Source organism: Claveliimonas sp. (genome assembly GCF_037273965.1).
Lineage (GTDB): Bacteria > Bacillota > Clostridia > Lachnospirales > Lachnospiraceae > Claveliimonas > Claveliimonas bilis.
On the sequence record NZ_JAYAZJ010000059.1, the window covers coordinates 78,820 to 90,458 of the forward strand.

The 11,639-nt window shown below is 45.0% G+C and carries 12 protein-coding genes and 1 CRISPR repeat array; of the genes, 4 read left to right on the forward strand and 8 right to left on the reverse strand.

Annotated elements, in window-relative coordinates; translation table 11 throughout:
- Window position 1: 1 nt before the first annotated feature.
- The 5 genes from thiI to WJ238_RS04505 all read right to left on the reverse strand — a co-directional run bounded on the left by thiI (window position 2) and on the right by WJ238_RS04505 (window position 4,775).
- The gene (thiI, locus tag WJ238_RS04485) at window positions 2–1,183 is read right to left on the reverse strand and encodes a tRNA uracil 4-sulfurtransferase ThiI (protein WP_256193755.1); all 1,182 of its coding nucleotides are present in this window, start codon (window positions 1,181–1,183) and stop codon (window positions 2–4) included.
- A gap of 26 nt (window positions 1,184–1,209) precedes the next feature.
- Window positions 1,210–2,367 carry a cysteine desulfurase family protein gene (locus tag WJ238_RS04490; RefSeq protein WP_230107603.1) on the reverse strand — a complete coding sequence of 386 codons (1,158 nt, stop codon included), beginning with the start codon at window positions 2,365–2,367 and terminating at the stop codon, window positions 1,210–1,212.
- Window positions 2,368–2,423: 56 nt separating this feature from the next.
- The gene (locus WJ238_RS04495; protein ID WP_316269120.1) at window positions 2,424–3,161 is read right to left on the reverse strand and encodes a 16S rRNA (uracil(1498)-N(3))-methyltransferase; all 738 of its coding nucleotides are present in this window, start codon (window positions 3,159–3,161) and stop codon (window positions 2,424–2,426) included.
- Window positions 3,162–4,115: a 50S ribosomal protein L11 methyltransferase gene (gene prmA, locus WJ238_RS04500; RefSeq protein ID WP_230105697.1), complete on the reverse strand. Its 954-nt coding sequence runs from the start codon at window positions 4,113–4,115 to the stop codon at window positions 3,162–3,164.
- Between the two features lie 78 nt (window positions 4,116–4,193).
- Window positions 4,194–4,775, reverse strand: coding sequence for a manganese efflux pump MntP (locus WJ238_RS04505; protein WP_230105696.1), 582 nt, complete (start codon window positions 4,773–4,775; stop codon window positions 4,194–4,196).
- A 286-nt stretch (window positions 4,776–5,061) separates the two neighbouring features.
- On the opposite strand from WJ238_RS04505, the gene WJ238_RS04510 reads away from it, so the two are divergent.
- The 4 genes from WJ238_RS04510 to WJ238_RS04525 all read left to right on the forward strand — a co-directional run bounded on the left by WJ238_RS04510 (window position 5,062) and on the right by WJ238_RS04525 (window position 7,866).
- The gene (locus WJ238_RS04510) at window positions 5,062–6,126 is read left to right on the forward strand and encodes a sensor histidine kinase (RefSeq protein ID WP_316264968.1); all 1,065 of its coding nucleotides are present in this window, start codon (window positions 5,062–5,064) and stop codon (window positions 6,124–6,126) included.
- Between the two features lies 1 nt (window position 6,127).
- Window positions 6,128–6,835, forward strand: coding sequence for a response regulator (locus WJ238_RS04515; protein ID WP_230105694.1), 708 nt, complete (start codon window positions 6,128–6,130; stop codon window positions 6,833–6,835).
- Window positions 6,836–6,932: 97 nt separating this feature from the next.
- A complete protein-coding gene (locus WJ238_RS04520) occupies window positions 6,933–7,085 on the forward strand; it encodes a hypothetical protein (RefSeq protein ID WP_230105693.1) in 153 nt (50 codons plus the stop codon).
- Window positions 7,086–7,386: 301 nt separating this feature from the next.
- Window positions 7,387–7,866, forward strand: coding sequence for a DUF2798 domain-containing protein (locus tag WJ238_RS04525; protein ID WP_337606271.1), 480 nt, complete (start codon window positions 7,387–7,389; stop codon window positions 7,864–7,866).
- 23 nt (window positions 7,867–7,889) lie between these two features.
- Here the strand turns inward: WJ238_RS04525 and WJ238_RS04530 are convergent, their stop codons facing one another.
- The 3 genes from WJ238_RS04530 to WJ238_RS04540 all read right to left on the reverse strand — a co-directional run bounded on the left by WJ238_RS04530 (window position 7,890) and on the right by WJ238_RS04540 (window position 10,398).
- Window positions 7,890–8,711, reverse strand: a complete 822-nt coding sequence (locus WJ238_RS04530; protein WP_337606272.1) for a DNA-3-methyladenine glycosylase family protein — start codon at window positions 8,709–8,711, stop codon at window positions 7,890–7,892.
- 167 nt (window positions 8,712–8,878) lie between these two features.
- The gene (locus WJ238_RS04535) at window positions 8,879–9,898 is read right to left on the reverse strand and encodes a DnaJ C-terminal domain-containing protein (RefSeq protein WP_337606274.1); all 1,020 of its coding nucleotides are present in this window, start codon (window positions 9,896–9,898) and stop codon (window positions 8,879–8,881) included.
- Between the two features lie 86 nt (window positions 9,899–9,984).
- Entirely contained in the window at window positions 9,985–10,398 is a 414-nt protein-coding gene (locus tag WJ238_RS04540) for an Hsp20/alpha crystallin family protein (protein ID WP_337606276.1), read from the reverse strand.
- Between the two features lie 22 nt (window positions 10,399–10,420).
- Window positions 10,421–11,598: a CRISPR direct-repeat array (repeat unit 33 nt; unit sequence ATTTCTACTCACACGCCCCTTGCGGGACGTGAC).
- The last annotated feature ends 41 nt before the right edge of the window (window positions 11,599–11,639 follow it).

Here is an 11,639-nt window from a genome sequence, read left to right on the forward strand (position 1 = left end):
TTTACTGAACTTCAATCACTTCCACAGAACGAACAGCCTGCTCCACAAGCTCATCAATCTTCTCTGTCAGATTTTCCTCTGACTTGTGAATTACATTGATATTAGGCTTTGTCACAGGATGCTTTGCCACAAAAATCGTACAGCAGTCTTCAAAAGGCTGAATAGAGGTCTCATAAGATCCGATCTTTTCCGACACTTCCACAATCTCTCTCTTGTCGAAACCGATCAGCGGACGATAAACCGGAAGCGTACATACCTCATTTGTCGCCGCAAGGCTCTGCATAGTCTGACTTGCCACCTGTCCGATACTCTCTCCTGTGATCATGCCAAGGCACCCGTCTTCCTTCGCAAAACGCTCTGCAATTTTCATCATATAACGCCGCATAATAATGGTCAGTTCCTCATGGGGACACTGATCATAAATATAGAGCTGAATATCTGTAAAGTTTACCACATGAAGCTTAATGGGACCCGCATAGGATGCAACGATCCTGGCCAGATCCACCACTTTTTGCTTTGCCCTTTCACTGGTATACGGAGGTGCATGGAAATAAGTGGCCTCCAGCGCAACACCCCGTTTTGCAATCATGTACCCTGCCACCGGGCTGTCAATTCCTCCAGACAGAAGGAGCATTGCTTTTCCATTTGTTCCAACCGGCATTCCTCCCGGCCCCGGTATAATTCTGGAGTAAATATAAATCTGTTCTCTTACTTCGATATTGAGCAGGACATCTGGCTTATGGACATCGACCCGTATTTCAGGAAAAGCATCCAAAACCGCCTCTCCCACCAGGCAGTTGATCTCCATGGAATTGACCGGATAAGTCTTTCTGCTTCTTCGCGCTTCTACTTTAAAAGTAAGGTTTTTATCTGGATACAATTCGTCCATATAGGCAACTACATCCTTCTTGAGCTGCTCAAATCCGCGGTCTTCCACACAGACAACCGGACAGATACCGACGATCCCGAACACTTTCTGCAGGCAGGATGTCACTTCATCTGCATCATACTCTCCCTCGCAGTCCACGTAAATTCTGCCTCTTGACTTGTGAACTTTAAAAGAACCGTCCGCTTCCCGAAGTGCATAGCGGATCTGTCTGACAAGCGCATCCTCAAACAGATAGCGGTTCTTTCCCTTAATTCCGATTTCTCCGTATTTTATCAAAAAAGTATGAAATGTCATTTTTCTTCCCTCTCCTTCGCTGACGGCTATCTTCGCGTATAGCGCCGCAGCACCGGTACTAAATTATATAGTGTTTCCAGTGTATAGTCAATCTCTTCTCTTGTAGTAAACTCTGACATACTGAACCGCAGCGTGGCATCCAGATATTCCTTTCCTGCTCCAATACCTTTAAGCACACCGCTGATGGCCGGGTGATTAGATGCGCAGGCTGATCCGGAAGAGACACAGATTCCCTTTTCTTCCAGCGCGTGAAGAAGCACCTCGCTCCTTACTCCCGCAAATCCCACACTGATGATATGGGGCGCGCTGGTCTCATCATAAAGACCGTGTACTGTCGTATCTTCCAGCTTTGTCACACCTTCAATAAAATGCTTTTTCAGCTCCCTCATGCGGGCCACCTTCTCTTCAAGGTCTGTATAGATTTCCTTTGCCGCAAGTGCAAGCCCTGCAATGCCAGGAACGTTTTCCGTGCCGGAGCGGATATTTTTCTGCTGCTCCCCGCCAAAGACAATGGGTTTTATCTTCACTCCTTCTGAAATATAGAGCACGCCGGTTCCCTTCGGCCCATGGATCTTATGCCCACTGATGGACAGCAGGTCAATCTTGGACCTTTTCGGATAAATCCTGTATTTTCCAAATCCCTGCACTGCATCCACATGAAAAACGATCTCTCTATTGTAGGCCTTGACAATCCCGGCAGCCTCATCTACCGGCTGTACAGAACCCACTTCATTATTTACATACATAACGGAAACCAGGATCGTTTCCGGGCAGAGAGCTTCCTGAAGGTCAGACAGTTTCACCCGTCCAAACCGGTCTACCGGAAGAAACGTCACCCGGAAGCCTTCCTCCTCTTCCAGATAACGCATGGTATTCAGGACAGCCGGATGCTCTATGGATGTAGTGATCAGATGATTTCCCCTTCTCTTATTGGCACGGGCAGCGCCGATCAGCGCAAGATTGTCACTCTCCGTTCCGCCGGAAGTAAAGAAAATTTCCTTTTCCTGAACTTTTAAAAGCTTTGCCAGAATTTCCTTTGCTTCTTTTATATAATGCTCTGCCTCCACTCCTTTCATATGCATAGAAGAAGGATTTCCATAATCCTCGCACATGACCTTTCTTACAAGATCCCCCACGCATTCATACGCTTTGGTAGTGGCAGAATTATCAAGATAAACTTCTATCATTTCCCAACAACTCCTGATCTATTGATTCATTTTTACTATTAACTTATGCGCTTCTAGGATTCCAGGTGATACATCAGCAATGAGAGTACGGTAATAGCAGCTGTTTCCGTTCTTAAAATCCGCCGCCCGAGTGTAATGGTCGCAGCACCCTTTTTATCTGCAAGATCAGCCTCCTCTTTCTCAAATCCGCCTTCAGGCCCGATAAACACGCCCACAGACTGTCCCTGCTTCACCGAGGAGATCACCTCCCTGGAATGAGCGATCCCCTCTGCCAACTCATAGGGAAATAAGATCACATCCAAAGCAGCGGCATATTCCAGCGCTTCCTGATAAGACACGATCCGGGAAACCTGGGGAATCACTCCCCGCCCCGCCTGTTTGGCGGCGCTTTTGGCGATCTCATTCCATCGCTGCACCTTCTTTTCTCCCTTTTTGGCATCCAGCTTTACTACTGATCTTTTCGTGATTACAGGAATGATCTCTGCCGCTCCCAGTTCTACCGCTTTCTGGATAACAAGCTCCATCTTGTCTGCCTTTGGCAGACCCTGGAACAGGCAGATCCTGGCATTGAGCTCTGTATCCAGCTCCTTTTCCTCAAGGATCGTAAGGACCGCCTTCCCTTCTTCATAGCATTCTACCGCGCACACATATTTCCGGTTGTTCCCATCGCTTATTTCCACCTTTTCCCCTTTTTTCATCCGAAGTACATTTTTCATATGGTTCACGTCAGAACCTTCCAGATAAATATAGGGCTTTTCCACCTGCATCGGTGTCACAAAAAAATGCTGCATCTATTTCTTCCTCGCTGTTACGCTGACCCATTCTCCCTGGTGTCCGATTTCCAGAATTTCCATTCCGGCTGCTTCCACAGCCTCTTTGACTGCCTCTTCTTTGTCATCTATGATTCCGCTGGTGATATAGATTCCCCCGCTCTTTAAGTGAGAAAGAATAACAGGAGTCAGAGGGATCAGGACGTCCGCCAGAATATTGGCTGCTACAATATCATATTTTTCATATCCCACCTTATCCTGGATTTCCTTATCATCAATAATATTTCCGATCATCACCTCATACTGATCTCTGGAAATTCCATTTACTTCCATATTCTCATGGGTGGCATCGATGGCACAGGGATCAAGATCCGTTCCCACACTATGCCGTGCTCCGAACTTCAAAGCCAGCATTCCCAGGATTCCGCTTCCGCACCCCACGTCCAGTATCTCTGTGTCCGGCGTGACATACTTACGGATCTGCCGGATACAAAGCTGCGTCGTTTCATGCATTCCCGTTCCAAAGGCTGTTCCCGGATCAATATGAATGATCATTTTGTTTTCATCCTCCGGCTTTACATCCTCCCAGGATGGGATGATCAGCACATCATCAATCGTAAACTGGTGGAAATACTGTTTCCAGTTATTTACCCAGTCCACATCTTCTGTCTGTGATTCCTCAATGAACGCCTCACCGATATCCAGAAATTCCGACAGATCATCCAGCTCTTCTCTTACTCTCTGAAGTACAGCGTCTTTATCTTCTTCCTCCTCCAGATAAAACGTAATGTATGCTATCCCATCATCTTCGGCTGTTTCCGGCAGGATATCCACAAACATCTGCTCTTTATCTTTCTGAGTCAAAGGGATTTTATCCTCAATCTCTACTCCCTGGATCCCCAACTCCATCAAAGTACTGCTGACGATCTCCTCTGCGGCAGTCGTTGTCTTTAACCGGAATTTATTCCATTTCATAGCTTCACCTCAATTGTTTTCTTCTTTTTTCTATTTCGTCCTTTTGCAAATCGGTCAAATACCTGTCATTTTAGTGTATCATATCAGTCCCAAATGCTCAATGAGGATTTTCACGCCAAGCAAAATCAAAATCACGCCACCTGTGATCTGTGCCCCTTTCTGCCAGCGTCCGCCAAAGATATTTCCAACCTTGACTCCCGCTGCCGAAATAAGAAAGGTCGTTACGCCGATGAAGCTGACTGCCGGCACGATCTCTACTTGCAGAAATGCAAAAGTAACCCCTACTGCAAGCGCATCAATACTTGTAGCTACCGCAAGTCCCAGCATGGTTCTGATATCCAGCGATTCCTCTTCTTCTGTCGCTTCTCCACATTCTTTACATTCTCCATCTTCAAATGCTTCTTTGAGCATCCCTCCTCCAATAATGCCCAAAAGAATAAATGCGATCCAGTGATCAACAGATGTGATCACATTTTTAAACTGAATTCCCAAAAGATATCCGATCATCGGCATGCCGGCCTGGAACACGCCAAAATACAATCCAACGACCCCCGCCTTAGTCCAAGTACATTTCTTCATGGCGAGGCCCTTACAGACAGCTACTGCAAAGGCATCCATTGATAATCCTACTGCCATCAGAAAAAGTTCTGCAATTCCCATATATTTGTCTCCTTTTGTTGTTTTCCCTTCCGGAAGGTTCGGCGATATCACAAAAAAGACCTATCCGCAGGTCACTCCCACGGATAAGTCTCATTATTTAAAGTAATGCCAGATGTTCTCACATCAGTATGTTGACAATACTGCGCTTATATGCGCCAACTACTCCCTTATCGCTTGGCTTATTATATAGAAATTCCTATAGCCTGTCAACCTTTACTTTTCCTTTGTTGTATGTTACATTTTTCTTATCTTGGACAGCAATGCGATTGCAAAAGGAGGTTAAAAGGTGAAGAAGATACTTTCCAACAACTGGATGATTACATGTCTTATACTGATTCCTGCAACAATGCTTTCCTTTTTATTCTTTCGTTTTGTCCCGGAAAATTCTGCCAATATTGCTCTGATCTATATACTGGCACTGATCATCATTTCTCTTTGCACCAGCGGTTATCGATATGGTATCTTCACCGCTCTGTTTTCTGTCGTCTGCATCAATTATTTTTTTACCTATCCTTATTTTGACCTCAATTTCACATTGACCGGTTATCCTATTACCTTTATCGGAATGCTTGTCATTACCTTACTGACCACCACAGTCACCAGCAGACTGAAAAAGCAGATTGCCATTAACGCTGAAAGGGAAAAAGAAATGGAAGAAGCGGAACGTGAAAAACTAAGAGCTAACCTTCTCCGCGCTGTCTCCCATGATCTAAGAACACCGCTTACCGGGATTATCGGAGCCTCTGCTTCTTATCTGGACGCCGAGGATTCTCTCTCTTCTCAGGAGAAAAGAGAACTGCTCCAGAATATTAATGATGACTCCCACTGGCTCCTTAATATGGTAGAAAATCTGTTAAGCGTTACCCGTATCCAGACCAATGACCGAAAGGTACATAAGTCTCCTGAAGTTGTAGAAGAAGTTGTATCAGAAGCCGTATTAAGGCTGCAGAAAAGGATTCCCGACGCCCGTTTTGAAGTCCATGTGCCGGATGACTTCCTGATGATTCCCATGGACGCAACCCTAATTGAACAGGTATTGATCAATCTTCTGGAAAATGCAGTCGTTCATTCTGACAGTCATCTTCCTACTGTCCTTACTATCAGTCAATCCGACCTCTTTACCACCTTTGAAGTGAAAGATTTCGGGCGGGGAATTGATGAAAACCGGATCGACAGTTTGTTCCTCGGTACCTACTCATCCGGTGACAGCAGTGATATTCACAAAGGCATGGGAATCGGACTTTCTATATGCCGGACAATTGTAGAAGCCCATGGCGGAGAAATCACAGCCCGAAACCATGAACACGGCGCAGTATTCACATTCACCTTACCAAATTCGGAGGAAAATTAAGATGCAGCAAAAAATAACCGTCCTTTTTATTGAAGATGAGAAAAATATCCTGGCCTTTATGAGCAAAGTGTTAAAAAATCACGGGTACAAAACTGTAACAGCAAGTACCGGAAAAGAAGGACTCCAGCTGATCAGTTCCAACTGTCCCGATCTGATTCTGCTCGATCTTGGCCTGCCTGATATAGACGGACAGTCCATCATCCGCTCTGTCCGAAGCTGGACAAGCTGTCCGATCATTGTAATCTCTGCCCGAACAACAGAAAAAGAAAAGGTACTGGCTCTGGACAACGGCGCAGACGATTATATTACAAAACCCTTCGGAACCTCCGAGCTTCTCGCAAGAATCCGAACAAGCCTCCGTCACAGCAGCCGCCCTCTGGCTGCGTCGTCCGCCAATATTCATACCTATCACTGCCGTGACCTGGTACTCGATTTTGACAAGAGAAGCCTTACTATTTCCGGGGAATTAGTTCATCTCACCCCTGTCGAATATAAAATAGTGGCGCTCCTGGCTCAAAATTCAGGCAAGGTCATTACCTACTCCACTCTTCTCCATGATGTGTGGGGACCATACGCTGATGAGGACAACAAGATCCTCAGGGTAAATATGGCTAATATTCGCCGAAAAATCGAAAAAAATCCGGCGCAGCCGGAATACATCTTTACAGAAGTAGGCGTAGGATACCGCATGAAGGAGGAGGATTGTTAAAATTTTGCTAAAGAATCTCGAGATCTCTTTCCTTTGCCGGGCCCAAGAATTAAAATAAGGGTTGTACATCGTTGAAAAGGCAAAGGAGTGGTCTAAAATGGATATCGGAAATATAGGAATGATGCTGCTTGTAATTATAGGAGGATGTACCGGACTTCTGACGACAGTTGTCATCACGCTGGGAATCCCCATTGTAGTAATCTGGAAAATCATCCGCCGCATTACAAAGGGTATTCCGATCACAAAATAGAGGCGTTCTGCCCCTGTAACCTTACATATCATCCCACGGATTTTTACTTGCAAATCCAAAAAACAAATGTTATAATCAAACCGCTTAAGCGAGCAGTGCATGTCACGTAAGTCCAGTTGACAGCCTGCTCGTTTATTTTTTTGCAAGAACAAAGAGTTCCCTTGCGGAACTCTCGCGCCGAGCGCGGTCGCTTTAGCGGCAACTTCCACTTCTCGCGAGCGCGCATCCCGCGGAGCGTTTTATTTAATAGGAAAGAAATTTCCTATTAAATAAAAAAACAATAGAATGTGAGGTTATGCATATGCCAAAAAATCGTTTTCAGGAAATCATTTTTACTTTACTGATGTCTTTCTTTATGGTACTTGCGATGGAAATTTATAATACCGCTCTCCTTCAGGGAGGCATGTCTAATTCCTGCTTTATCCATGCACTGTCGGAACTTCCTTTTATGATTCCTTTGTGCTTTGCAACCAGCTATTTTCTCATGGACAAAATTGCCTGCAGTGTAGCTTTTCGCATAGTGGATCCTCAAAAAGATCATCCAGTGCTGGTCACTCTCGTACGAGCCGGCGTAACTGTATGTTTTATGTGCCCCTCCATGAGCTTGTGGGCAACTTTAATTTTCAAGCATGCCGGAACACAGTTCATAGCCGTATGGCTTCAAACGGCAGCCGTCAATTTCCCAATGGCACTTTGCTGGCAGATCTTTTTCTGCGGCCCTCTTGTAAGATTCCTGTTCCGCTTGCTTTTTAGCAGACAGTCACAAGAATGTGCGGCCTGATCCTGCAAAAGGCAGTCCAAGCCTTATGAATTTTCAGGATAATGCAGATCATAATAAAAAATATACTGCTGCAATACACCCTGACTCCCTTCATATTTCTCAAAAGGAAAGCCCTGAGGGTACTGATGCTTAAGAACTTTTTGAATATGCGTATCCACAGGAAAAGTCTCCAGGTGATGAAGGGCAAAAAGACAAATACAGTCTACCACCTTTCCTCCAACTCCGCTAAGTTTCATTAATTCCGCCCTGGCATCCATATAAGGCATTTCTTTTATCTTTTCCAGATCCACTTCACCGGACAGGACACTGTTCACCGTATTTTTTATGTATCTGCTCCTATAGCCAAGTCCGCAATCCCTAAACTCCTCTTCCTCTATGCCCAAAAGCTCCTCCGGTCCTGGAAAACAATAATATATCTTTCCTTCTTCTGTATGACAGCGTTTCCCATATCTCTTTGAAAGAAGCTCAAGAATCTTTTTGATGCGGCGGATATGATTTTGCTGTGAAACAATAAAGGATACAATCATTTCCCACAAATCCTGTCTTAAAATCCGAATACCAGAACCAAAATAGGCTGCCTTTAAAAGATATGCATCCCCAGGATCAATCGCTTCCATACAGCTATGATAATCCTTATCTAAGTCAAAATACTCTCTCCAAAAGCATTCAAATTCTTCCTCATCGCAGGAAAAGATGAATCTTTTGTCTTCCCTTTCCTCTATTTCCAGATAATGTCCACCGGCAATTAAAGCGTATAGATTCTCCCCCACCGGATTCATTCGGAAACACTGGCCTGATGCACAGATCTGCCCTGGCCGGAAGTTTTCTTTTGTTATTTCTATCATTGACCAGCCCTTCTCCTTCCTTTTTTTCCTAAGCCTTGCAGCCCACTAATGTCATCCTATATTTTAGTTATTATACCACGCAGATCATAATGAATTCCATGGGCAAAAACTGGCAGATCCACAGTAAAAATCCCACAACAAAAGCTGTGGGACTTTTTTCTCTATTTTCACGCGACACTCTTTCTCCCATGTCCATTATGACTTAAGCCTGCCGCCTTTTCAAATTCTTTTGATTTTTCTTTAGCATCTGCACTTAAATTTGTAGGCACCTGAATCTGTACTGTCACATAGTGATCTCCGTGTACCTGCGGATTTCCAAGAGATACAACACCTTTTCCCCGGAGCCGGATTTTCGTTCCCGACTGAGTACCTTCTTTTATTTTACACATTACATTGCCGTACAAAGTCTGCACCAGTGCTTCTCCGCCAAACACTGCTGTTGTAAATGGAATCTGAACGACAGAATATATATCCTTGCCCTTACGCTCAAATCCTCTCTTTTCTCCTACTTTGACTTTCAACAGAAGATCCCCTGGCTCTCCGCCTCCGCTTCCAGGCATTCCCTTTCCTTTCAGACGTATACTCTTTCCCGTATCAATTCCTGCGGGAATATGAACCTGAAGGGTCTGTTCTTTTCCATCGGGGCGGTTTGGATCCTGAAATCGAATGATTTTGTCACATCCAAAAACAGCTTCGTCAAAGCTGATACTGGTTTCCGCTCTCAGATCCGCACCCTTTTCCGGAAAAGCTTCTCTTCCAAAACCGCTTTGATAGCCTCCAAAATGGTCACTGTAAAATGAGCCCTTATTAAAGCTGTCTTTTTTTCCATGGAAAAAGCTTCCAAATATATCTTCAAAAATATCATCCATATTCCCATTTTCAAAATGAAATTCCTGGTATCCACCAGCAGCGCCTCCTTGTGTACCGCCAGAATGATTTCCGCTTCCCCAGCTACTGCCGTCAAAAGCTCCATAGCCAAACTGGTCATACATTTTCCTTTTTTCGGGATCACTTAGGATGGCATAGGCTTCCGTAATCTCCTTGAATTTCTGCTCAGCCTGCGAATTGCCTGCATTGGTATCCGGATGATACTTTTTCGCCAATTTCCGATATGCTTTCTTTATGGTATTTTCATCTGCATGTTTATCTACTCCCAGAATCTCATAGCAATCTCTTTTTGCTCCCAATTTTTTCACCTCCCGATCTATGGCATAGGAGTCAGTTTCCACTGATATAAAATTCCCCGGAAATCATTCCGGGGAATTCCTACAGGTTATCCTTCAATTGTAACATAACGGTTTTCTTCCACCTGCTTCTCATTTACCTTAGGAATGTCTAATGTAAGAATACCATTTTCAAATTTAGCATGAATATCGTTCTGGGTAAGGCCTTTTCCTACATAAAAGCTTCTGCTTACATTTCCCTGGAAGCGTTCCTGACGGATATATTTACCTTCCTTTTTCTCCTCATTGCTTGCATTTCTTGTGGCACTGATGGTCAGGTATCCTTCCTTCAATTCTGCTTTGATATCTTCTTTCTTAAATCCCGGAAGATCAATCTCTACTTCATAACCATTTTCTTTTTCCTTCACATCTGTTTTCATAAGCTGATTGGTATGTCTTGCATATGCTTTTTTGTCAACCTCCGGAAATGAAAAATCAAACCAGTCATTAAATTCTTGTACCAAAATCAGACGTAGCAACAAAACAATTTCTACTCACACGCCCCTTGCGGGACGTGACGTTCCTCCGGAGCGGATATCACCGTCTGGATCGGAAATTTCTACTCACACGCCCCTTGCGGGACGTGACGTAACGCCTGCTTTCAGCGTCAGAGTCCCGGCTGCTAATTTCTACTCACACGCCCCTTGCGGGACGTGACGCTCCGGACCTGCTCTGATACCCTAGCTTCCAGGTAATTTCTACTCACACGCCCCTTGCGGGACGTGACGTTACCCCGTTCTGGATATAGTACTTTCCGTTTTCATTTCTACTCACACGCCCCTTGCGGGACGTGACTTACGTGTATGGCTTCTATCACCAGACCCTGTAAATTTCTACTCACACGCCCCTTGCGGGACGTGACTAACCGTATGAACCTGAATATCGTTTTCAATGTTATTTCTACTCACACGCCCCTTGCGGGACGTGACCTATTTCCGTCTAAATTGTATCGCTTCAATCCTATTTCTACTCACACGCCCCTTGCGGGACGTGACCAATTCCGCTAGAGCCGCCACCCTCATATCCAGTATTTCTACTCACACGCCCCTTGCGGGACGTGACCTTGTGACAGTAGAAGATGATGAACTCAATATTAATTTCTACTCACACGCCCCTTGCGGGACGTGACAACTAAGAGAGAAAGCCTTGAATGTTTTCGGTAATTTCTACTCACACGCCCCTTGCGGGACGTGACGGGTGCGAGGTTTATTTTCAACCAAAATTCAAAATTTCTACTCACACGCCCCTTGCGGGACGTGACAACAGAACTTGAGCGTTATCGATTACATAAACTTATTTCTACTCACACGCCCCTTGCGGGACGTGACAAAGTGTCCACACTTACACCCGAATATCTGTCTCATTTCTACTCACACGCCCCTTGCGGGACGTGACATTTCTTCATACGCCCCCGGCCATAGCTCTGTTTCAATTTCTACTCACACGCCCCTTGCGGGACGTGACCCTCTGATATTGCTGTTTAAATGCTTTTGGCACAATTTCTACTCACACGCCCCTTGCGGGACGTGACCCTTCCGTTTATAGTGTTCCAATGGGATACAATGATTTCTACTCACACGCCCCTTGCGGGACGTGACGCCGAGGAACTTGTAAAAGCAATCATTAAAACAATTTCTACTCACACGCCCCTTGCGGGACGTGACAATTTGGTGAGGTCATAAGAATAAAAATATAGGATTTCTAC

Bases quoted from the DNA above. Each gene is read 5' to 3' on its own strand.
- thiI (WP_256193755.1), bottom strand. From the start codon at position 1,183: ATGACATTTCATACTTTTTTGATAAAATACGGAGAAATCGGAATTAAG.
- WJ238_RS04495 (WP_316269120.1), bottom strand. From the start codon at position 3,161: ATGCAGCATTTTTTTGTGACACCGATGCAGGTGGAAAAGCCCTATATT.
- prmA (WP_230105697.1), bottom strand. From the start codon at position 4,115: ATGAAATGGAATAAATTCCGGTTAAAGACAACGACTGCCGCAGAGGAG.
- WJ238_RS04505 (WP_230105696.1), bottom strand. From the start codon at position 4,775: ATGGGAATTGCAGAACTTTTTCTGATGGCAGTAGGATTATCAATGGAT.
- WJ238_RS04515 (WP_230105694.1), top strand. From the start codon at position 6,128: ATGCAGCAAAAAATAACCGTCCTTTTTATTGAAGATGAGAAAAATATC.
- WJ238_RS04520 (WP_230105693.1), top strand. From the start codon at position 6,933: ATGGATATCGGAAATATAGGAATGATGCTGCTTGTAATTATAGGAGGA.
- WJ238_RS04525 (WP_337606271.1), top strand. From the start codon at position 7,387: ATGCCAAAAAATCGTTTTCAGGAAATCATTTTTACTTTACTGATGTCT.
- WJ238_RS04530 (WP_337606272.1), bottom strand. From the start codon at position 8,711: ATGATAGAAATAACAAAAGAAAACTTCCGGCCAGGGCAGATCTGTGCA.